Source organism: Azohydromonas lata, from assembly GCF_034427735.1.
Classification (GTDB): Bacteria; Pseudomonadota; Gammaproteobacteria; order Burkholderiales; family Burkholderiaceae_C; genus Azohydromonas; species Azohydromonas lata.
In genome coordinates this window covers 1-21,688 of sequence record NZ_JAXOJX010000082.1, presented here as the reverse complement: position 1 = coordinate 21,688, position 21,688 = coordinate 1, and the positions used below count along the sequence as shown (strand labels likewise).

The 21,688-nt window shown below is 68.2% G+C and carries 20 protein-coding genes; 10 read left to right on the top strand and 10 right to left on the bottom strand.

The genetic code is table 11. From position 1 onward, the window contains the following. Window positions 1-91: 91 nt before the first annotated feature. Window positions 92-1,546 carry a cytochrome P450 gene (locus SM757_RS29820; protein ID WP_322468122.1) on the top strand — a complete coding sequence of 485 codons (1,455 nt, stop codon included), beginning with the start codon at window positions 92-94 and terminating at the stop codon, window positions 1,544-1,546. Between the two features lie 51 nt (window positions 1,547-1,597). Here the strand turns inward: SM757_RS29820 and SM757_RS29815 are convergent, their stop codons facing one another. The 5 genes from SM757_RS29815 to SM757_RS29795 form a co-directional block, all read right to left on the bottom strand. Next, window positions 1,598-2,236 carry a galactose-binding domain-containing protein gene (locus SM757_RS29815; RefSeq protein WP_322468121.1) on the bottom strand — a complete coding sequence of 213 codons (639 nt, stop codon included), beginning with the start codon at window positions 2,234-2,236 and terminating at the stop codon, window positions 1,598-1,600. A 345-nt stretch (window positions 2,237-2,581) separates the two neighbouring features. Continuing rightward, window positions 2,582-5,173, bottom strand: a complete 2,592-nt coding sequence (gene acnB, locus SM757_RS29810) for a bifunctional aconitate hydratase 2/2-methylisocitrate dehydratase (protein WP_322468120.1) — start codon at window positions 5,171-5,173, stop codon at window positions 2,582-2,584. Between the two features lie 325 nt (window positions 5,174-5,498). Further along, window positions 5,499-6,056, bottom strand: coding sequence for a hypothetical protein (locus SM757_RS29805; protein ID WP_066336765.1), 558 nt, complete (start codon window positions 6,054-6,056; stop codon window positions 5,499-5,501). Window positions 6,057-6,202: 146 nt separating this feature from the next. Continuing rightward, entirely contained in the window at window positions 6,203-7,225 is a 1,023-nt protein-coding gene (locus tag SM757_RS29800) for an HpcH/HpaI aldolase/citrate lyase family protein (RefSeq protein WP_066336764.1), read from the bottom strand. Window positions 7,226-7,338: 113 nt separating this feature from the next. Then, window positions 7,339-8,325: a malate dehydrogenase gene (locus SM757_RS29795; protein ID WP_066336762.1), complete on the bottom strand. Its 987-nt coding sequence runs from the start codon at window positions 8,323-8,325 to the stop codon at window positions 7,339-7,341. Between the two features lie 173 nt (window positions 8,326-8,498). Here SM757_RS29795 and SM757_RS29790 point away from each other — a divergent pair, with 173 nt between their 5' ends. The 8 genes from SM757_RS29790 to SM757_RS29755 all read left to right on the top strand — a co-directional run bounded on the left by SM757_RS29790 (window position 8,499) and on the right by SM757_RS29755 (window position 15,540). Then, window positions 8,499-9,263 carry a GntR family transcriptional regulator gene (locus SM757_RS29790; protein WP_066336757.1) on the top strand — a complete coding sequence of 255 codons (765 nt, stop codon included), beginning with the start codon at window positions 8,499-8,501 and terminating at the stop codon, window positions 9,261-9,263. A gap of 139 nt (window positions 9,264-9,402) precedes the next feature. Beyond that, window positions 9,403-9,831 (top strand): succinate dehydrogenase, cytochrome b556 subunit, encoded by a 429-nt coding sequence (sdhC, locus tag SM757_RS29785; RefSeq protein WP_066336755.1) that lies wholly within the window; start codon window positions 9,403-9,405, stop codon window positions 9,829-9,831. A gap of 29 nt (window positions 9,832-9,860) precedes the next feature. Continuing rightward, entirely contained in the window at window positions 9,861-10,223 is a 363-nt protein-coding gene (gene sdhD / locus SM757_RS29780) for a succinate dehydrogenase, hydrophobic membrane anchor protein (protein ID WP_066336753.1), read from the top strand. Window positions 10,224-10,310: 87 nt separating this feature from the next. After that, complete coding sequence (gene sdhA / locus SM757_RS29775) at window positions 10,311-12,038, top strand: succinate dehydrogenase flavoprotein subunit (RefSeq protein ID WP_238455782.1); 1,728 nt, start codon at window positions 10,311-10,313, stop codon at window positions 12,036-12,038. A gap of 12 nt (window positions 12,039-12,050) precedes the next feature. Further along, on the top strand, window positions 12,051-12,755 hold the full coding sequence (locus SM757_RS29770; protein ID WP_066336749.1) for a succinate dehydrogenase iron-sulfur subunit: 705 nt from the start codon (window positions 12,051-12,053) through the stop codon (window positions 12,753-12,755). Between the two features lie 37 nt (window positions 12,756-12,792). After that, window positions 12,793-13,071: an FAD assembly factor SdhE gene (locus SM757_RS29765; protein ID WP_066336747.1), complete on the top strand. Its 279-nt coding sequence runs from the start codon at window positions 12,793-12,795 to the stop codon at window positions 13,069-13,071. A gap of 19 nt (window positions 13,072-13,090) precedes the next feature. Next, window positions 13,091-14,401 carry a citrate synthase gene (gltA, locus tag SM757_RS29760; protein ID WP_066336745.1) on the top strand — a complete coding sequence of 437 codons (1,311 nt, stop codon included), beginning with the start codon at window positions 13,091-13,093 and terminating at the stop codon, window positions 14,399-14,401. Window positions 14,402-14,553: 152 nt separating this feature from the next. After that, a complete protein-coding gene (locus SM757_RS29755) occupies window positions 14,554-15,540 on the top strand; it encodes a Bug family tripartite tricarboxylate transporter substrate binding protein (protein ID WP_066336743.1) in 987 nt (328 codons plus the stop codon). 1 nt (window position 15,541) lies between these two features. Here the strand turns inward: SM757_RS29755 and phnE are convergent, their stop codons facing one another. The 5 genes from phnE to SM757_RS29730 form a co-directional block, all read right to left on the bottom strand. Beyond that, complete coding sequence (gene phnE, locus SM757_RS29750; protein ID WP_322468119.1) at window positions 15,542-16,375, bottom strand: phosphonate ABC transporter, permease protein PhnE; 834 nt, start codon at window positions 16,373-16,375, stop codon at window positions 15,542-15,544. Window positions 16,376-16,389: 14 nt separating this feature from the next. Then, complete coding sequence (locus SM757_RS29745) at window positions 16,390-17,226, bottom strand: PhnE/PtxC family ABC transporter permease (protein ID WP_322468118.1); 837 nt, start codon at window positions 17,224-17,226, stop codon at window positions 16,390-16,392. Continuing rightward, on the bottom strand, window positions 17,223-18,053 hold the full coding sequence (locus SM757_RS29740) for a phosphonate ABC transporter ATP-binding protein (RefSeq protein ID WP_066336736.1): 831 nt from the start codon (window positions 18,051-18,053) through the stop codon (window positions 17,223-17,225). The genes SM757_RS29745 and SM757_RS29740 overlap by 4 nt, the downstream gene beginning before the upstream one ends. 151 nt (window positions 18,054-18,204) lie before the next feature. Beyond that, window positions 18,205-19,329, bottom strand: coding sequence for an NAD(P)/FAD-dependent oxidoreductase (locus SM757_RS29735; RefSeq protein ID WP_322468117.1), 1,125 nt, complete (start codon window positions 19,327-19,329; stop codon window positions 18,205-18,207). A gap of 252 nt (window positions 19,330-19,581) precedes the next feature. After that, entirely contained in the window at window positions 19,582-20,442 is an 861-nt protein-coding gene (locus tag SM757_RS29730) for a putative selenate ABC transporter substrate-binding protein (RefSeq protein ID WP_322468116.1), read from the bottom strand. 94 nt (window positions 20,443-20,536) lie between these two features. Here SM757_RS29730 and egtD point away from each other — a divergent pair, with 94 nt between their 5' ends. Then, entirely contained in the window at window positions 20,537-21,493 is a 957-nt protein-coding gene (gene egtD, locus SM757_RS29725) for an L-histidine N(alpha)-methyltransferase (protein ID WP_322468115.1), read from the top strand. Window positions 21,494-21,688 lie beyond the last annotated feature (195 nt).

The following is a 21,688-nucleotide window of genomic DNA, read 5'->3' as shown; positions in this document are numbered from 1 at the left end:
TTAAGGAGCGGCCGCGGGCGCGGTTTGGAGTCGCCGGCAGTGTCGCTTTCGTTCAAGACGCGAAGCTGACGCCGCGGCCACCATGCGGCCCATGAACACCACGATGACGCGCGGCGCAGCGGACGCCGCCCAGGGAAGTTTCGATTCCGCGACCCGCCAGCCTTGGCCTTCGCGCCCAAGCGGCAGCCGCCCGCCCGGCCCGCGCGGGCGCTGGCTGGGCCTGTCGTTGCTGGCCGACATGAAGCGCGACTACCTGGGCTTCGCCGAGCAGCGGCACCGACTCTACGGCGACGTCTGCAACATGCGCCTGTTCCAGGAGCGCGCCTACGACCTGTTTTCGCCGGACATGGTGCGCGAGGCGCTGGTGGACCATGCCGACGCCCTGGTGCGCTGGGAGCGCGGCGTGGAGGTGTTTGCCCAGGCCTTCGGCAGCAGCGTGCTCACCACAGAGGGCCCGCTGTGGCAGCGCCAGCGCCGCATGCTCATGCCGGCCTTCACGCCCAAGCGCGTGGCCGGCTACGCGGGGCTGATGCGCGAGGCCGCCGCCACCGCGCTGGAGCGCGCGCTGCCCGCGGGCGTGGCCGAAGGCGAGGTGGGCATGGACGCGCTCTTCTCGCGCGTGGCCATGGACGTGATCCTGCGCACCCTGTTCGGCCGGCAGCTCGAAGGCGAGGCCGAGGCCGCCATCCACGCCACGCGCGTGATGGGCGAGACGGCCATGCGCGAGATGTTCTTTCCCGTGACGCTGCCGGACTGGCTGCCGCTGCCCGCCAAGGCGGCCAAGCGCCAGGCGCTGCGCACGCTGCGGGGCTTGGTGCACGGGCACATCCAGCGCCGCCGTGTCCAGGGCGGCCGGGAGGACGAGGGCGACGACCTGCTCGCCCGGCTGCTGGCCCTGCGCGACGAGGAAACGGGCGAAAGCCTGAGCGGCCAGGAGCTGTTCGACCAGTGCATGGTGAGCTTCCAGGCCGGGCACGAGACCGCGGCCACGGCGCTGCTGTGGTGGAGCCGGCTGCTGGCGGTGCATCCGGCCGCAGCGGCCAAGGCGCGCGAGGAGGTGGACGCCGTGCTGGCCGGCCGCGACCCGGGTGCGCAGGACGCGATGGCGCTGCCCTACGTCACGGCGACGCTCAAGGAGGCCATGCGGCTGTACCCGCCCATCGCCGCGCTGATGACGCGGCGCACGTTGCGCGAGATCACGGTGGGGGGCTGGACCATTCCACCCGGCACGCTGCTCTACGTCACGCCCTGGGTGCTGCAGCGCGACCGGCGCTGGTGGCCGCAGCCCAACGAGTTCCGCCCCGAGCGCTTCCTGCCCGGCGCGCCGGAGGTGCCGCGCGGGGCCTACATCCCCTTCGGCGTGGGCCCGCGCGTGTGCCTGGGGCAGCACTTCGCGATGCTGGAGATGACCATCGTCGCGGCCATGCTGCTGCGCCGGTATGACCTGGCGCTGCCGGCAGGGGCGTCTGAGCCGGAGCCCGTGCTCAACGTGACGCTGCGGCCCAAGGGCGGGGTGGCGCTGCGACTGCGGCGGCGTGGCGTGTGAGCCGGCGGCCAGCCGCGCATCCCGCCGCCCAACGGCCTTGCCAGCGCGCCGTCACGCTGGCCGGTTGCCGCGGCGGCGCGAGAGGCCCACGGCGCCCAAGCCCAGGCCCACCAGGGCCAGGGAGCCGGGCTCCGGCACGGCGGACGCCGTGGTGCCCCACACCTGGACTTCAGCCAGGGAGAGGTAGTCCGTGCGGTTGAGCGAAATACGCACCGTGTCGCCAATGACGGACGGAATATCGAAAATCGCTTCCGGCAAAGCGGAAAGCCAGGAATTGTTCAGCGACTGCCAAACCACGTTGCCGCCGCGCAAAACCGTCACGTTGAAATCGTTGAGACGGTTGCTGCAGCAGTCGGTGCGGTTCCAGATGTCAATTTCCTTGATGAGGGCGGCACCTGCGCCCAGGCTGACCTGCCACCAGGGTTGAGATTCCAGTTGCGTATGGGTGATGGTGGATACTCCGTACCAATCGCCGTCCGTGTTGCCGTCTATGGCTTGCCCGGCATTGGGGACCATGCCGTCATGGCGGGTGTTGTAAGTGGAGCTTTGTGTCGCCTCGCTGCCGTTGGAGGCCAAGGCCAGGTTCACCGGCGCGGCCTGGGCGGCAACCGCAAACAAGGCCAGCGCGGCAGTGGCGGCCGCACAGGCGAGGGTTTTAAGCGCTTGGAAATGGTGCTTGGTGTTTTCCATTTATTTTCTCCCTGTCGTTAATTGTTGAGATAGATAGTCCGCTGCGGCGGGTAGACGCCTGTTTGTGCTTGGTATTTTGTATTTGCATGGCCGAAGTGTAAATATTTGATGCGAGTTTTGTCTGGATTTATTGTTTATTTGTCCGGGTTTTTTGGTGCAAGTGCATCGGTCACGAAATATTCGGTTTTCTTGATAAATGCCGGGCGTGGAGAAAATCCCTCTCGCGGCTTATGCTGCTGCGGGCGAATCCGGTGGAAAAACGAGCGGGCAAAAGAAAAGGCCCGCTTGCGCGGGCCTGGGTACTGCGGTTCAGCCGCGGCGTTCAGCCGCGCACGGGGGCCTGGCTCAGGCCGTCACGCCCTTGGCGACTTCCGCGTACTCCTCGATCTGGTCGAAGTTCATGTACTTGTAGATCTGCGCGGCGTTCTTGGTCACCACGCCGATCTCGGCCATGTACTCCTCCACGGTCGGGATGCGGCCCAGTTTGGAGCACACCGCGGCCAGCTCGGCCGAGCCCAGGAACACGTTGGTGTTCTTGCCCAGGCGGTTGGGGAAGTTGCGGGTCGAGGTGGACATCGCGGTGGAGCCTTCTTTGATCTGCGCCTGGTTGCCCATGCACAGCGAGCAGCCCGGCATTTCCATGCGGGCACCCGCGCCGCCCAGGGTGGCGTAATAGCCTTCCTTGGTCAGCTCGGCGGCGTCCATCTTGGTCGGCGGGGCCACCCACAGGCGCACCGGGATGTCCTTCTTGCCTTCGAGCAGCTTGCCCGCGGCACGGAAGTGGCCGATGTTGGTCATGCATGAGCCGATGAACACCTCGTCGATCTTGGTGCCGGACACTTCCGAGACGAACTTGGCGTCGTCCGGGTCGTTCGGGCAGCACACGATCGGCTCCTTGATGTCGGCCAGATCGATCTCGATCACGGCGGCGTACTCGGCGTCGGCGTCGGCCTTGAGCAGCTCCGGCTTGGCCAGCCAGGCTTCCACGGCTTCGATGCGGCGCTGCAGCGTGCGGGCGTCGGCGTAGCCGTTGGCGATCATGTTCTTCATCAGAACGATGTTCGACCGCAGGTACTCGGCCACCGGCTCGGTGTTGAGCTGCACGGAGCAGGCGGCGGCCGAGCGCTCGGCGGCGGCGTCGGACAGCTCGAACGCTTGCTCGACCTTCAGGTTGGGCAGGCCTTCGATCTCCAGCACGCGGCCGGAGAACACGTTCTTCTTGCCGGCCTTCTCGACGGTCAGCAGACCGGCCTTGATGGCGTACAGCGGAATGGCATGCACCAGGTCACGCAGCGTGATGCCGGGCTGCATGTCGCCCTTGAAGCGCACCAGCACCGATTCCGGCATGTCCAGCGGCATCACGCCCGTGGCGGCACCGAAGGCCACCAGGCCCGACCCGGCGGGGAAGCTGATGCCGATGGGGAAGCGGGTGTGCGAGTCGCCGCCCGTGCCCACGGTGTCGGGCAGCAGCAGGCGGTTGAGCCACGAGTGGATCACGCCGTCGCCCGGGCGCAGCGCCACGCCGCCGCGGCTGCTGATGAACTGCGGCAGCTCGCGGTGCATCTTCACGTCCACCGGCTTCGGATAGGCGGCGGTGTGGCAGAAGGACTGCATCACCAGGTCGGCCGAGAAGCCCAGGCAGGCCAGGTCCTTGAGCTCGTCGCGGGTCATCGGACCGGTCGTGTCTTGCGAACCGACCGTGGTCATCTTGGGCTCGCAGTACGTGCCCGGGCGGATGCCCTGGCCTTCGGGCAGGCCGCAGGCGCGGCCGACCATCTTCTGCGCCAGCGTGAAACCCTTGCCGGAGTCGACGGGGGGCTTGGGCAGGCGGAAGGCGGTGGAGGCTTCCAGGCCCAGGAACTCGCGGGCCTTGGCGGTCAGCGAGCGGCCGATGATCAGGTTGATGCGGCCGCCGGCGCGCACTTCGTCCAGCAGCACGTCGCTCTTGAGCGCGAAGCTGGCGACGACTTCGCCGTTCTTGACCAGCTTGCCCTCGTAGGGCAGCACGTCGATGACGTCACCCATCTCCAGCTGGCTCACGTCCACTTCGATGGGCAGCGAGCCGGAGTCTTCCTGCGTGTTGAAGAAGATGGGGGCGATCTTGCCGCCCAGCGTCACGCCGCCGAAGCGCTTGTTGGGCACGAAGGGGATGTCCTGGCCGGTGGCCCAGATCACGCTGTTGGTGGCCGACTTGCGCGAGGAGCCCGTGCCCACCACGTCGCCCACGTAGGCCACGAGGTTGCCCTTCTTCTTCAGGTCGTCGATGAACTGCATCGGACCGCGCTTGCCGTCTTCCTCCGGCTGGAACGCCGCGCCGGGGCGGGCGTTCTTGAGCATGGCCAGGTAGTGCATCGGGATGTCCGGGCGGCTCCAGGCGTCCGGGGCGGGCGACAGGTCGTCGGTGTTGGTCTCGCCGGGCACCTTGAACACCGTCACGGTGATCTTCTGCGCCACTTCGGGACGGCTGGTGAACCACTCGGCATCGGCCCAGCTCTGCACCACTTCCTTGGCCACGGCGTTGCCGGCCTTGGCCTTCTCGGCCACGTCGTGGAAGTAGTCGAACATCAGCAGGGTCTTCTTCAGACCCGCAGCGGCCACGCCGGCGACTTCGGCGTCGTCCAGCAGGTCGATCAGCGGCTTGACGTTGTAGCCGCCCACCATGGTGCCCAGCAGCTCGGTGGCTTGGGCGCGCGGCATCAGCGCCACGGCCAGGTCGCCGGCGGCCACGGCGGCCAGGAAGGAGGCCTTGACCTTGGCCGCATCGTCAACGCCCGGAGGCACGCGGTGCGTCAGCAGCTCCAGCAGGAAGGCTTCCTCGCCGGCCGGCGGGTTCTTGATCAGCTCGATCAGCTCGGCGGTCTGCTTGGCCGACAGCGGCAGCGGCGGGATGCCGAGCGCGGCGCGTTCGGCGACATGTTGGCGATAGGCTTGCAGCATCAGGGGCTCCGTGCTCCGTGGAAACCGTTTTAGGAAGCGGCCCGCGTTCGAGCGCAAGCCGACTCTGACATTTTATGTCTTATATAAGACTTGGGACAGTGCCCCAGCGTGTCGCTGTGGCGTGCCGGCCCCGCGCGAGTCTGCCGCCATGGTGCGGCGCAGCAAGCACACCCGGGACACGCCTGGGGTCTTCCGGGGCCGGCCAAGTGTGAAAAAGCCGGCTTGCGCCGGCCTTGCGTTGCGTCAGGCAGTCCGCCCGCAAGGGGCGAACGGGCGGCCGCAAAGGGCGCGCCGCGCAAGCGGCGCAATAGCCCTGCGGCGCGCCTTACTTGGTGGCTTCAGCCACCACGGGCTTGTTGGGGTCTATGCCCAGGCCGCCGGCGACCGGCGGCGCCAGCTTGGCCGCGGCCACGGCCTCGCGCTGCTCGGCGCTCTGGCAGTCGTCCACCAGGCGCTGGCCCACGCGGGTGTCCATGAGCATGGACTTGTTGGCGATCTGCACCATCAGCGTCTGGCCCTTGACGTCCTCCAGGCGCAGCGCGCCGGTGGAGGAGAGCACGGGCTTCATGGTGTAGACGTCCTTCTTCCACTTCACGTCCAGGTAGCCGGCGTGCTTGGGGTTCACGGCGATGTCCAGCGTCTGGTTGAACTCGCAGGCATAGACGCCGCGGTAGGCGCGCTGGGAGGCGGCCAGTTGGGCCTCGTCGGCCTCGGCCAGCGGGGCTTCGGCCTTGGGGGCCGCCTTGGCGGCCTTTGCAGTCTTGGCGGCCGCGGCCTTCTCGGCCTTGGCCTTGGAGCCTTCGGTGGCCATGGCGGCGGTGGCGCTCATCAGGCCGAAGGCGGCAGCGGCGGCCAGTGCCGCCAGTCGGAGGGAAACGGTCATGAAAACTCCAGTGCGCAGCACCTTGCACGCGCGAGGGCCGCCATTGTCACGCCGCCGCGAAGCCGGCGGCAGAGCACGGTTGCGGGCCCGCGACAAATTCGCACGGGCAAGCCGAATGCTGCGCCGTGCCCGCCACGGGCAGAGCTTCAGGTTGGGCTGAACCAGGCCTGCTGGATCTCGGCGGGCAGTTGCGCGCCGTCGCTCCAGGAGGTGCGGTGCGCGCGCTCCAGCACATGCCAGAAGTAGCGGTAGCTGGCACGGTCGTGCAACTGGTCGTGGCCGCCGTGCTGGTGGCGTATGGGCGCCCAATGCGCGGCCTGCGCGGCGGAGATGATCTCGATGGCGCGGTCCACCTCGGCGGCGGTGGGCGTGAAGGCGTCCACGATGGGCCGGATCTGCGCCGGGTGGATGCTCCACATGCGCGTGTAGCCGAACTCGCGCCCGGCACGCGTGGCCGCCTCCTCCAGCGCCCGCGTGTGCTTGAACTCCGTCACCACGCAGTGCGAAGGCACCTTGGCATGCGCGTGGCAGGCCGCGGCGATCTCCAGCTTGGCGCGCACCACCAGCGGGTGCTCGAACTGGCCCTGCACGCCCATGGCCGAGGCGGGAATGGCGCCGCGGTGCGCGGACACGAAGTCCATGAGGCCGAAGGAGAGCGACTCGATGCGCGGGTGCGCCGCCAGCGCAAACGCCTCGCGCAGCGCGCCGTGCGTCTCTACCAGCGCGTGCAACGGAATGCGGCGCGCCAGGCCCGCGCGGCCGGCCGCGGCGTCTATGAAATCGATGGCCCGCTGCAGCTCGTCCAGGCCGCGGGGCTTGGGGATCATCAGGTAGGCCAGCCGCGCACCGCACTGCGACACCAGCAGCTCGGCCACGGCCTCGAATTTTTCGTGGCCGACTTCCGGCACCCGCGCGCCCACGCGGCCGAAGCGGTTGAGCGGCGAATTGACCAGCTCGGCAATGTGCTGCGCGTGCTCGATCTCGCCGCCCACCGGGGCGCCGTCCTCGCAGTCCAGCGTGATGTCGAACACCGGCCCCATCTCGGCCTGCAGCTGCAGGCTCTTGGTCATGCGCGGCTCGACGCCAGCGTAGTGGTCGCACACGGGCAGCGAGGGCGCCAGCTCGCCGTCTTCGAACAGCGCCAGGCGGGGGTGGAGGGCTTGAGTCACGGCAGCGGTCCTGAAAGGAAAAAGGGCCGGTGAACGATCACCGGCCCCATGCAAAGCGGTTGTCGCGCGGCGCGCGGCCCAGCAGGGCGGGCCGCGGCGCCTTCAAGGCGCGATTACAGCAGGTGCTTGACGCCGTCCTGCTCGCCCTGGAGCTCGGCCAGGGTCTTGTTGATGCACTCTTGCGAGAACTCGTCGATCTCCAGGCCTTCGACGATCTTGTACTCGCCGCCTTCGCAGGTGACGGGGTAGCCGAACATCACTTCGGCGGGGATGCCGTACTCGCCCTTGGACGGGATGCCCATGGTGACCCACTTGCCGTTGGTGCCCAGGGCCCAGTCGCGCATGTGGTCGATGGCGGCGCCGGCGGCCGAGGCGGCCGACGACAGGCCGCGGGCGGCGATGATCGCGGCGCCGCGCTTGCCCACGGTGGGCAGGAACACTTCACGGTTCCACTGCTCGTCGTTGATCAGTTCCTTGACGCTCTGGCCTTCGATGGTGGCGAAGCGGTAGTCGGCGTACATCGTGGGCGAGTGGTTGCCCCACACGGCCAGCTTCTCGATCGAGCCCACGGCCTTGCCGGTCTTGGAAGCGATCTGCGAGGCGGCGCGGTTGTGGTCCAGGCGCAGCATGGCCGTGAAGTTCTTGGCCGGCAGGTCCGGGGCCGACTTCATGGCGATGTAGGCGTTGGTGTTGGCGGGGTTGCCCACCACCAGCACGCGCACGTCGCGCGAGGCCACGGCGTTCAGGGCCTTGCCCTGGGCCGTGAAGATCTGGGCGTTGGCGGCCAGCAGGTCGGCACGCTCCATGCCGGGGCCGCGGGGACGGGCACCGACCAGCAGCGCGTAGTCGGTGTCCTTGAAGGCGGTCATCGGGTCGCTGTGGGCTTCGATGCCGGCCACCAGCGGGAAGGCGCAGTCTTCGATCTCCATGATCACGCCCTTGAGCGCGTTCTGGGCCTTCTCGTCCGGGATCTCCAGCAGTTGCAGGATCACGGGCTGGTCCTTGCCCAGCATTTCGCCGGAGGCGATGCGGAACAGCAGGGCATAACCGATCTGGCCGGCGGCGCCGGTGACCGCAACGCGGACGGGCTTCTTGCTCATGGAGCGTCTCCAAATGACAAACGGGGATCAAAGCGCCCGCGGCTGCAGCGGACGCGCCGGGTCGCAAGTGTATCCATCCGCGGGGGGCGTGGCACATTCAAAATCGATCTTATGTCTTATATAAGATACGTTTGAATGGACTGCGGGCGCGGCTTGTGCTGCAATCGCGCCCTATGTCAAGCGCCGCCCAGCCCATAGAACCTCCCGCGGATGCCGGCGCGGCGCCGGCGTTCAGCCCGCTCTACCAGCAGATCAAGGCCTTGCTGGTTCGCAGCCTGCAGGGCGGCGAGTGGAAGCCGGGCGAATCCATTCCCAGCGAGCTGGAATTGGCCGCGCGCTTCAAGGTCAGCCAGGGCACGGTGCGCAAGGCCATAGACGAGCTCGCGGCCGACGGGCTGCTCGTGCGCAAGCAGGGCAAGGGCACCTTCGTGGCCACGCATGCCGAGGAGCATGTGCAGTACCGCTTCCTGCGCCTGACGCCGGAAGAGGGCGCCAGCCCGCCGGTGGAGCGCCGCGTCCTCGACTGCCGCCGCCTGCGCGCGCCGGCCGACGTCGCGCGCACGCTGGAGCTCAAGAGCGGCGAGGCCGCCGTGCTCGTGCGCCGGCTGCTCTCGGCCCAGGGCAAGCCCGTGGTGCTCGACGACATCTGGCTGCCCGGCGCGCTCTTCAAGGGCCTGACCGTTGAAAAGCTCACGGGCTGGCGCGGGCCGATGTACGAACTGTTTGAAAGCGAGTTCGGCGTGCGCATGATCCGCGCCGAAGAGCAGATCCGGGCCGTGGCCGCCGATGCGGCGACGGCGCAGTGGCTGGAAGTGGCCGCAGGCACGCCGCTTTTGAGCGTGGAGCGCCTCTCGCGCACCTATGGCGACAAGCCCGTGGAACTGCGCCGTGGCCTCTACAACACCGCCCAGCATCACTACCGCAACGAACTGAGCTGACCGGCGCTAAGGCCCCTTTCTTTCACGTTGCTTTCTCGGCCAGTACGTAATAGGGCTGACGTGTCGGCTTGTTTCAGTGCACTAAAATCAGCGGGTTTATCCGCACCCCGGCGATCCATCTTTCAGATAAGGCAGGACCATGGCAGACACGATCAAACAAAGACCCGTCTATCGAAACATCCACATCTCGCAGATCGTCTCGTACCGTCTGCCGCCGTCGGGCATTGTTTCGATCCTGCACCGCGTCAGCGGCGCCATGATCTTCTTCCTGCTGCCTTTCATCGTCTGGATGTTCGACACCAGCGTCTCTTCGGAAATCTCCTATGAGCGCTTCACCAGTGCCTTCACCGCGGGCATCGGCATCTTCCCCGGCTGGTTCATCAAGCTCGTGGCGCTGGCGCTGATCTGGGGCTACCTGCATCACTTCTGCGCGGGCGTGCGCCATCTGTGGATGGACATGACACACAACACCACCAAGGCCTTTGGCCGCTCTTCCGCGCAAGCCGTGCTGGCCATCGCCATCCTGCTGACGCTGCTGTTGGGCGCCAAGCTCTTCGGCCTGTACTGATCACTGCGCAGCAAGAGGGGAAACAACTCATGAATCCGAACTACGGCTCCAAGCGCCTCGTGGTGGGCGCCCACTACGGCCTGCGCGACTGGCTCAGCCAGCGCGTGACGGCTGCGCTGATGGCTCTTTTCACCATCGTGCTGCTGGCCCAGGTGCTGATGCCCGGCGAGCTCAACTACGACCGTTGGGCCGGCATCTTCTCGTCGCAGTGGATGAAGGTGCTGACCTTCGTCGTCATCGTGTCGCTGGCCTGGCACGCCTGGGTGGGCGTGCGCGACATCTGGATGGATTACGTCAAGCCCGTCGGTACGCGGCTGGCGCTGCAGGTTTTCACGATCGCGTGGCTGGTGGGCTGCGCGGGTTGGGCGGTCCAGGTGCTGTGGCGCCTCTGATAAGAATTCAAGGAGTTTCACGTGGCATTGGGATCGATCTCTAAGCGCAAGTTCGACGTCGTCATCGTCGGTGCCGGCGGGTCCGGCATGCGCGCCTCGCTGCAACTGGCCCGCGCGGGCCTGAACGTGGCCGTGCTCACCAAGGTGTTCCCCACGCGTTCGCACACGGTGGCCGCGCAGGGCGGCATCGGCGCCTCGCTGGGCAACATGAGCGAGGACAACTGGCACTACCACTTCTTCGACACCGTCAAGGGTTCCGACTGGCTCGGCGACCAGGACGCCATCGAGTTCATGTGCCGCGAAGCCCCGAAGGTCGTGTACGAGCTCGAACACTTCGGCATGCCCTTCGACCGCAACCCGGACGGCACCATCTACCAGCGCCCCTTCGGCGGCCACACGGCCAACTACGGCGAGAAGCCCGTGCAGCGTGCCTGCGCCGCGGCCGACCGTACCGGCCACGCCATGCTGCACACGCTGTACCAGCAAAACGTCAAGGCCCGCACGCAGTTCTTTGTGGAGTGGATGGCGCTGGACCTCATCCGCGACGCCGAGGGCGACGTGGTCGGCGTGACCGCGCTGGAGATGGAAACCGGCGAGGTGCACATCCTCGAAGGCAAGACCGTGCTGCTGGCCACCGGCGGCGCCGGCCGCATCTTCGCGGCCTCCACCAACGCCTTCATCAACACCGGTGACGGCCTGGGCATGGCCGCGCGCGCCGGCATCCCGCTGCAGGACATGGAGTTCTGGCAGTTCCACCCCACCGGCGTGGCCGGCGCGGGCGTGCTGCTGACCGAAGGCTGCCGCGGCGAAGGCGCCATCCTGCGCAACGCCAACGGCGAGCGCTTCATGGAGCGCTACGCCCCGACGCTGAAGGACCTGGCCCCGCGCGACTTCGTCTCGCGCTGCATGGACCAGGAGATCAAGGAAGGCCGTGGTTGCGGTCCCAACAAGGACTACGTGGTCCTGGACATGACCCACCTGGGCGCCGAGACCATCCTCAAGCGCCTGCCCTCGGTGTTCGAGATCGGCCACAACTTCGCCAACGTCGACATCACCAAGGAGCCAATCCCGGTCGTGCCCACCATCCACTACCAGATGGGCGGCATCCCGACCAACATCCACGGCCAGGTCGTGGTGCCTTCCGGCGACGTGCACAACAAGATCATCAACGGCCTCTACGCTGTGGGTGAGTGCGCCTGCGTGAGCGTGCACGGCGCCAACCGCCTGGGCACCAACTCGCTGCTGGACCTGCTGGTGTTCGGCCGCGCCGCGGGCAACCACATCGTGGACACCGCGCTCAAGGCCAAGTCGCACAAGGCGCTGCCCGCCGACGCCGCCGACCGCACCCTGGCGCGCCTGGCGCGCCTGGAGTCCAGCACCTCCGGCGAGTACGCGCAGGACGTGGCGGGCGACATCCGCAAGACCATGCAGCAGCACGCGGGCGTGTTCCGCACGCAAAAGAGCATGGACGAGGGCGTCAAGGCCATCAACGAGGTCGCCAAGCGCGTGGGCAGCATCACGCTCAAGGACAAGAGCAAGGTGTTCAACACCGCCCGCATCGAGGCGCTGGAAGTGGAGAACCTCATCGAGGCCGCCCAGGCCACGATGACCTCCGCCGCCGCCCGCACCGAGAGCCGTGGCGCCCACACCGTCGACGACTACGCCGACAGCCCCGAGTTCCCGAACGGCCGCAACGACAAGGATTGGCTCAAGCACACGCTGTACTACAGCGAAGGCCGCCGCCTGGCCTACAAGCCCGTCAACTTGAAGCCGCTGACGACGGAATCCATTCCGCCCAAGGTCCGTTCGTTCTAAGAGATCACAGCCATGGCAAAGCGCACTTTCCAGATCTACCGCTACGACCCGGACAAGGATGCCCGGCCCTACATGCAGACCCTCGAGGTCGAGCTCGACGGCTCCGAGCGCATGCTGCTGGACGCCCTCATCAAGCTCAAGCAGGTCGATCCTTCGCTGAGCTTCCGCCGCTCCTGCCGTGAAGGCGTGTGCGGTTCGGACGCGATGAACATCAACGGCAAGAACGGCCTGGCCTGCCTGACCAACATGCGCTCGCTGCCGGCGGTCGTGGTGCTCAAGCCGCTGCCGGGCCTGCCGGTGGTCCGCGACCTGATCGTGGACATGACGCAGTTCTTCAAGCAGTACCACTCGATCAAGCCCTACCTCGTCAACGACAACACGCCGCCCGACAAGGAGCGTCTGCAGTCGCCCGAGGAGCGCGAGGAGCTCAACGGCCTGTACGAGTGCATCCTGTGCGCGAGCTGCTCCACGAGCTGCCCGAGCTTCTGGTGGAACCCGGACAAGTTCGTCGGCCCGGCCGGCCTGCTGCAGGCCTACCGCTTCATCGCCGACAGCCGCGACCAGGGCACCGCCGAGCGCCTGGACAACCTGGAAGACCCGTACCGGCTCTTCCGCTGCCACACGATCATGAACTGCGTGGACGTGTGTCCCAAGGGCCTCAATCCTGCTGGCGCGATCAGCAAGATCAAGGAACTGATGGTCCGCCGCGCGGTGTGACCGTTTTCACCCCCGGTCAGCCCTCCGAAAGCCTGCCATGGACAATCTTCTCGACGAGCGCGCCTTGAGCAAGCTCAAATGGCGGTGCCGCCGCGGGCTGCTGGAAAACGACCTTCTGATCGAGCGCTTCTTCCAGCGCCATGAGGCCACGATGACGGTGGCGCAGGGCGAAGCGCTGTCCGCGCTCATGGAGCTTTCGGACAACGACCTGCTGGACCTGCTGCTGCGCCGCAAGGAGCCGCAAGGCGATCTGGACCGCGAGGACGTGCGTACGCTGCTGGAGCAGCTGCGCACGCCGCCAATGCAAACGAATTGACGTGAAAGGGAACTCCCCGATGAATGCCTCCGACGTGAAAGCCACCCTGTCGTTCTCGGACGGCAGCCCCTCCATGGACCTGCCCATCTACAAGGGCAGCATTGGCCCGGATGTGATCGACATCCGCAAGCTCTACGGCCAGACCGGCAAGTTCACCTACGACCCCGGCTTCCTGTCCACCGCCTCCTGCCAGTCCGCGATCACCTACATCGACGGCGACAAGGGCGAGCTGCTATACCGCGGCTACCCCATCGAGCAACTCGCCACCGGCTGCGACTTCCTCGACACCTGCTACCTGCTGCTGTACGGGGAGCTGCCCAACGAGCAGCAACAGCGCGACTTCCACAAGCTCGTGAACAACCACACGATGGTCAACGAGCAGATGCAGTTCTTCCTGCGTGGCTTCCGTCGCGATGCGCACCCGATGGCCGTGATGACGGGCCTGGTGGGCGGTCTGTCGGCCTTCTATCACGACAGCACCGACATCAATAACCCCAAGCACCGCGAGATCGCGGCGATCCGCCTGATCGCCAAGATGCCCACGCTGGTGGCCATGGCCTACAAGTATTCGATCGGCCAGCCCTACATCTATCCGAAGAACGACCTGTCCTACGCGGGCAACTTCATGCGGATGATGTTCGCCACGCCGTGCGAGGAGTACGTGCCCAATGACGTGCTGGTGCGCGCCATGGACCGCATCTTCATCCTGCACGCCGACCACGAGCAAAACGCCTCCACCTCCACCGTGCGCCTGTGCGGCTCGTCGGGCACCAACCCGTTCGCCGCCATCGCCGCGGGCGTGGCCTGCCTGTGGGGCCCGGCCCACGGCGGCGCCAACGAGGCCTGCCTGAACATGCTGGAAGAGATCCAGCAAATGGGCGGCGTCGAGAAGATCGGCGACTTCATCAAGCAGGTGAAGGACAAGACCTCCAGCGTCAAGCTGATGGGCTTCGGTCACCGCGTCTACAAGAACTACGACCCGCGCGCCAAGCTGATGCGCGAAACCTGCCACGAGGTGCTGAGCGCCCTGGGCCTGGAAAACGACCCGCTGTTCAAGCTGGCCATGGCCCTGGAAAAGATCGCCCTGGAAGACGAGTACTTCGTCTCCCGCAAGCTGTACCCGAACGTGGACTTCTACTCGGGCATCGTGCAGCGCGCCATCGGCATCCCCGTGAGCCTGTTCACCGCGATCTTCGCCCTGGCCCGCACGGTCGGCTGGATCGCCCAGCTCAACGAGATGATCGCCGACCCCGAGTACAAGATCGGCCGTCCGCGCCAGCTCTTCGTCGGCGCCGAGCGCCGCGACGTGCCCCCGCTGAGCGCCCGCTGATCAGCCTCGCGCACATGCCCCGGCCCCTGGCCGGTGCGCACGCAGCAAACCCCGGCCTGGCCGGGGTTTTTTCATTGGCCGGACCATTCGCGCCCCGTGCCGCGGCGCGCCACACGCCGCCGTTGCGCCGGCAACTTCACACTTCAGGACGCATGAACGCTCTTACCACCCGCCGCCAGGCCCTGGCGCTGGCCGTCGCTGCCGCCGCCACCATGGCCGCCGCCGGCCCCGCCGCCGCGCAGGCCAGGAAATACCCGGACCACCCCATCACCTTCATCGTTCCGTTCCCGGCCGGCAGCGCCACGGACCAGCTCGCCCGCGTGGTGGCCGAGCACGTGGGCCGCGCGGCGGGGCAGAGCGTGATCATCGACAACAAGCCCGGCGCCAACGGCACGATAGGCACGGCCGCCGCCGCCAAGGCCCCGGCCGACGGCCACAGCTTCCTGATCGCCACCAGCACCACGCACGCGGCCAACGCGTCGCTGTACCGCAAGCTGCCCTACGACCCGATCAAGGACTTCGCACCCGTCACCCGCCTGGGCGAGATTCCCTTCGTGATGCTGGTCAACCCGTCCGTGCCCGCGGACACGGCGCAGAAGTTCGTCGCCTATGCCAAGGCCAACCCCGACAAGCTGGCCTGGGGCTCGGGCTCCAGCGGCAGCCTCATCCCCGGCCATGCGCTGGTGACGGCCAACGCCCTGCGCATGACGCACGTGCCCTACAAGGGCGTGCAGCCGGCCATGACGGACACCATGGGCGGCCAGACGCAGCTCGTCTTTGCCGACCTTTCGTCCGGCGTGCCCCAGGTCAAGGCCGGCAAGCTGCGCGCGTTGGCCGTGACCTCGGCCGGCGAGCACCCCATGCTGCCCGGCGTGCCGCCGCTGGCGGTGGTGGTGCCCGGCTTCGAGATGACGGCCTGGTTCGCCATGTACGCGCCCGCGGCCACGCCGCCGGCCGCGGTGGAGAAGATGAACCAATGGGTGCGCGCCGCGCTGGCCGACCCGGCCGTGCAGGCCAAGGTCGCGCCTTCCGGCTTCAAGCTCACGCCCAGCACCCCGGCCGAGCTGGGCCTCTTCGCCGCCAAGGAAACCGTCAAGTGGGCCAAGGCGGTGCAGGCGGCGGGGATTCAGGCGGAGTAAATCACTTCATCCACCGCCGCATCGCAAAGCTCAGCCCGTCCACGAAGGCGACCAGCAGCAGCATCGCAATGAGGACGGTGGCCGTCTTGCCCATGTGGAACAGCCCCATGTGGAAGGCGAGCAACTGCCCCAGGCCGCCCGCGCCGACCACGCCCAGCACGGCGGCGGCGCGGATGTTGTTCTCCCACCGGTACAGCGTGTAGGACAGCAGCTGCGGCAGCACCTGCGGCAGCGTCGCGTAGGCCAGCACCCGCCAGCCCGTGACGCCCTGCGTGCGCAAGGCCGTCGCCGCATCGCGCGGCGCGTTCTCCATCGCCTCGGCAAACAGCCGCCCAAGCACGCCGGAGGTGTGCAGCGCCAGCGCCAGCGTCCCCGCGAACGGCCCAAGCCCCGCCGCGATCAGCAGCAGCGCCGCCCACACCAGCTCAGGCACCGCCCGCAAGGCGTTCAGCAACATACGGGCTACAGACCGGAACCTCGCGGCGTCCCCTTCGTGGCGCCGGCTCGCGGGCAGGGCCAGGGCCAGGCCGGCCACCGCCGCCAGCAGCGTGCCCAGCGCCGACATGGCCAGCGTCTCGACGGCCGACCACGCCACCTTCGCCACGAAGGGCGGCGAGAAGTCCGGCGGGTAGAACTCGGCCACGAAGCGGCCCATGGAGCGCAGCGCGTCCATGGACACAAAGGCGCCCCACTGCAGGTCCAGCGACCAGAAGCTGCCCACCACCAGCGCCAGTGCCGCTGCGGTGTACCAGCAGGCCTTGCAGCGTGCGCTGAAGAGCGGCGGCGGCAGCCGCCAGGGCGGGTTGGCGGCGGTGGTGCCGTGGCGTCGTTGCATCGCGCGGCCCTCCGTCAGCCCAATTGCCGCCGCAGCGCGGCGCTGGTGCGGTCGGCCAGCGCCACCAGCGCCACGAACACCAGCAGCATGGTGGCGACCTCGCCGCCGTTGAACATCTTCATGGAGCTGTCCATCTGTTGCCCCAGCCCGCCCGCGCCCACGAAGCCCAGCACCACCGAGCTGCGGATGGCGCATTCCCAGCGGTAGACCGTGTAGGAGGCCAGCTCCGCCGCGTTCTGCGGCAGCAGGGCGTAGGTGAAGGCCTGCAGGCGTCCCGCGCCGTTGCGCAGCAGCGCTTGGGCGGGCGGCGCCTCGCCGCTGTCCAGGATCTCGGCGTAGACCTTGCCCAGCATGCCGCCGTAGGTCAGCGCGATGGCCAGCACGCCCGGCGTGGCCCCCAGCCCCGCGACGCGGACGAACACCAGCGCCCACACCAGCTCCGGCACGCTGCGCAGCACGATCAACATCCAGCGCACGCCCTGGCGCACCACGCGCGGCAGCGGCGCCATGCGCCCGGACAGCAGCGAGACGGACAGCGCCTCCGTCGCCAGCAGCGCGCCCGGAATGGCGATCACCAGGCCCAGCACGATGCCGGCCGTCGCCATGGCCACGGTGCGCCAGGTCTCGCGCGCCACCATCTCCAGGAACTCGGCCGAGTGCGCCGGCGGGACGAAGCTGCCGAGGAAATTGAGGATGGGCGCGCGGCTCTCCGGCGACCACAACTGCGCCGGCCGGAATTCGGTGAGCACCAGCAGCGGCCACAACAGCACCAGCGCCGTGGCGGTCCAGGAGACACGCTTGAGCCAGGCCGGATCGCGCCGCGGCACCCGCGGGGAAAGCGCCGCGCTCATCGGCAGTGCATGACGACCGGTGCCGGCCCGGGCGCCGGCGTGTCCAGTGCCGGCGCGGGGGCGTGCAGCTCGTCCTCGTGCTGCGCGTAGAGCTGGCGCAGCCGCTGCGGCGTCACCTGTGCCGAGGGCAGGTCGAAGAACACCGCGCCGTCGCGCAGGGCGATCACGCGGGTGAAACGTTCCAGCGCCACGTCCACCTGGTGCAGCGAGGCCAGCAGCGTGGCGCCGCGGGCGCGGGCTTCGTCCAGCAGCGTGCGAACGGCCTCGTCGGCGCGGCGCGGGTCCAGGGCCGAGAGGGGCTCGTCCACCAGCCACAGGCTGGCCGGCGCCAGCAGGGCGCGGGCCAGCCCCACGCGCTGGCGCTCGCCGCCGGAGAGGTGGTCCACGCGCTCGAACAGTTTTTCGGCCAGGTCGAAGCGCTCCAGCGCCTGGTGCGCGCCGGGGATGTCCACCGGGTAGAAGAGCGAGCGCAGGCTGGTCCAGAAGCTCATGGCCGGCAGCCGTGCCGCCAGCACCGCCGTGATCACGCGCTGGCGCGGCGGCAGCGGCGGCACCTGCGGCGCCAGCAGCAGCCGCCCGCGCAGGCGCTGCAGCGCGCGCACGGACAGCGTCCAGGGGTCGGTGCCATCCATCTCCACGCGGCCGCCGCTTGGGCGCAGCGCCGCCGCGGCCACCTGCAGCAGCGTGGTCTTGCCCGCGCCGGACGGGCCGATGAGCGCCACCTGCTCGCCGGGTGCGAGCGAAAGCGAAATACCGCGCAAGGCGGGCGCGGCACCGCGGCGCGCCGCGGGATGCGCGGCGTCCACCTGATGCAGGGTGAGATGCATGGAAATCCGGATAGACGAGAAACGGCCGCAAGAGGCGCGGCCGTAACGAGGCGCGACTGTACCGGCTGCCGTGCGGCCACGGCCTGCGCCGGGTCATGCCGGCAGGCGGGCATGCTACGGACGCGGCATGCCTTCAGTCCGCCACCGTCAATCAACTGCCATTGCTGCCGTCAAAAGCCAGGGCTTCCATGCGGGCGGCAACGGCGGGGGCAATTTTGAAGCCGTGGCCGGAAAATCCCGTAGCCCAGTAAAGGCCGGAAATCTTCTCGTCCGCCGCCATGACGGCCTCTCCATCGGGTGTGAAGGCGTCGAAGCGCCTCCAGCCTCCTGCGCCACGTATGGGGCCGCCCCATTGAAAGCGTTGCCCCGCCACATCGCGCACGGCCATTTGCTGCTGGGGTGAATGGGGAATGGGCGAGTCCGGATCGATATTCCAATCCGAAAGCGCCATGCCGGCGCGCAGCATGCCGGGGCTGTCCGAGCGCCCAAAAATGCCCAGTGCCGGGTCCAGAAAAGCCGGATGCTCTTGCGCAAACGAGGTGTCGGCCAACGCATCACACTGCACGGATCTGGAGAAAACATTGCCAGGCAGTGCCAGTCCGCCCGCTCCGGCAAGTTTTCGGCTCCAGGCCCCCACGCAGAGAATGACCCGGTGAGCGCGTAGCAGCCCCATGCTGGAATAAATGCCCACCACATGGCCGCCGTCCTGGGCCACGCCTCGAGCTTCCACCCCTTCCAGTGCCCACTGGCCCTTGGCGCGGGCCTTTGCAATCCAGAAGCGCGTGACTTCAGCTGGGTCTATATGGCCCGCAGTGGGCTCGAATACCGCGCCGGCCAGGTCGTTCCATCGGATATGGGGAAAACGCCGCGCACCCTCGTCGGCAGCCAGCCATTCCACGGGGACCAGGCCACGCATTTCCTGGACCCGCTCCCGCATCACCTTTTCTTGTGCGTGGGAGACAAAATGCAAGGCGCCGCTGCGCCGTACCGCCGGACCACCCTGGCGCTCCAGGTCCATGAATTTTGAAAATGAGGCGCAAGCCAGCGCCGTCAATTTCTCGCAGGCATGGTAGCAATTCAAAATGCCGCTGGACCAGCCCGTGGCACCCTGGGCAAACCGGGATTTCTCTATGAGCAAAACCCGCCGCCCCGACCTCGCCAGGCGGTGAAAAATCGCGGCACCGGCAATGCCGCCGCCGACGATGAGGGCATCGAATGGCGTTTGGAAAGGAGTTGGGGTGGAGGAGCCGGCTGGGCCCGCGAAATCTTCAGCCATGTCATTCAAACCCAGCCCGGGCTCCGCGCATGTTGCAAACCACGCGGTAATCCTTCAGGCGGCGGCCGCGCACAGGCACTCTATCGACCAAAATTAACAAGACGTAAGCGCCGAAGTGGACGCCGACGGCAAGTTTCCGGACAAATTCGCTTGCGGCTTGCGGCTTGCGGCTTGCGGCTTGCGGGCGGGTCCAGCGGCCGGGCTCGCCGGACCCGGCCCGGCGCCCGCCCAAGGGGCGGGCGGTGAGGGGGCTTACAGCAGCCCGGCGCTGCGGGCCGCGCCCTCGATGCTCTTGTAGTTCTCGGCCTTGGTCGGGATGAAGCGCGTGGCGCGCTGCAGCTCCAGCACCTGCGCGCCTTCCGGCGTGGACTTGTCCAGGGCCAGGAAGGCGGCGCTGAGCTTGTCTTTCTGCGCCGCGGGCATGTCGGCGTGCACCGTCCAGTTGTAGTCGTAGTAGGCGGGCGTCGTGTAGAAGACGCGCACGCGGGCCGTGTCCACCTTCTTGTCGGCCACGAACTTGTCCCACACCGAGATGTTGAGCGCGCCGGCCTGCACCTTGCCGGAGGCCACGGCCGCGATCGTCGCGTCGTGCGCGCCGCTGAAGGCCACGCGCTTCAAGTCGCGCTCGGGCTCGATGCCAGCGGCCAGCAGGAAGTGGCGCGGCATGAGGTGGCCGCTGGTGGAGCTTTGCGAGCCGAAGCTCAGGTCGCGGCCCTTGAGGTCGGCCAGGCTCTTGATGGCGGGGTCGGCGGTGATGAACACCGAGCGGAATTTCTCATCTTCCTCGCGCTGCACCAGCGGCACCACCTTGCCGCCGGAGCGCACGTTGGCCTGGACGAAGGTGAATCCGCCGAACCAGGCCAGGTCCACCTTCTTGTTGACCAGCGCCTCGACGGCGGCGGCGTAGTCGGTGACGGGCGTGTACTCCACCTTCATGCCCAGCTTGCCCTCCAGGTACTTCATCAGCGGCGCCGCCTTGCGGGCGAGCTCGGTGGGCGACTCGTCGGGGATGGCGGTGACGCGAAACACGGTGGCTTGCGCCTGCGCGGCGCCGGCCGCGGTGGCCAGCAGCGAGGCGGCGAGCAGGGTGCGGCGGGAGAGGGTGGCTTTCATGGGTGCCTGGGGCTGGGTTGCAAAGGAGCGGAATTACACCGCAGTTGCAAGTGGTGGCAGCTTCGCGGGCAGGGGCCTCCCTAGAGTGGGCCGGATGCACGAGCTCCAGCCGCAATTCATCCAAGTCCCGGCCGTCGCGCCGGCCCTCCATGCCGCCGAGCTGGCGGCCGGGCTGCTCAGCCGGCCCGCCCACGTCGCCCCCAAGCACCTGTACGACCCGCTGGGCTGCCGGCTGTTCGAGGCCATCACGGCCTTGCCCGAATACGCCGCCACGCGCACGGAAGCCGCCATCCTGGCCGCGCACGGGCAGGACATCGCCCGCGCCCTGGGCCGCGGCCTGACGCTGGTGGACCTGGGCGCGGGCAACTGCGCCAAGGCTGCGTCGCTGTTCAGCCTGCTGCAGCCCAGCCACTACGTGGCGGTGGACATCGCCGCGGAGTTCATCGCCGAGGCGCTGCAGGCGCTGCAACTGCGCCACCCGCGCCTGCCCATGACGGGCGTGGCGCTGGACTTCTCCGGTCACTTCGTCCTGCCGCCCGGGCTGCCGGGCGGGCCGCGGCTGATGTTCTACCCCGGCTCCAGCATCGGCAATTTCGAGCCGGCGCACGCGCGGCGCTTCCTGCAGCAGGCACGCGAGCAGTCGCTGGACGGCGCGCTGCTCATTGGGGTGGACCTCGTGAAACCGCTGTCGCAGCTGCTGCCGGCCTATGACGACGCGCTGGGCGTGACGGCCGCCTTCAACCGCAACCTGCTGCTGCACGTGAACCGGCAGTTGGGCTGCGACTTCAACCCGGCCGACTGGGCCCACGTGGCCTGCTTCGACGCCGAGGCCTCGCGCATAGAGATGCACCTGCGCGCCCTGCGCGGCGTGCGCGTGCGCTGGGCGGACGCGCAGCGCGACTTCGCCGAGGGCGAGCACATCCACACCGAGAACTCCTACAAGTACCGCATCGAGCAGTTCGACGCCCTGCTGCACGAGGCGGGCTGGTCCGACACGCGCTGCTGGACGGATGCTCAGCAGGGGTTCGCGGTGTTTGCGGCGGCGGTTTGAAACGGGCCCCGCGCCGGCCCAAGCCGAATTTCAACGCCGCCGGATCACCCGGCCCGAAGCCAGCGGCCCTGCCGGCTGGCCCAGGTGCCAGGGCAGCGCAGGCCCATGACCCGGATGCGCTCCGGCCCGCACGGGCCAGCCCGCCGCCCCCCGCGGCTCGCCCCGTGCTGGCGCGGCAGCTGTCTCTTATACACA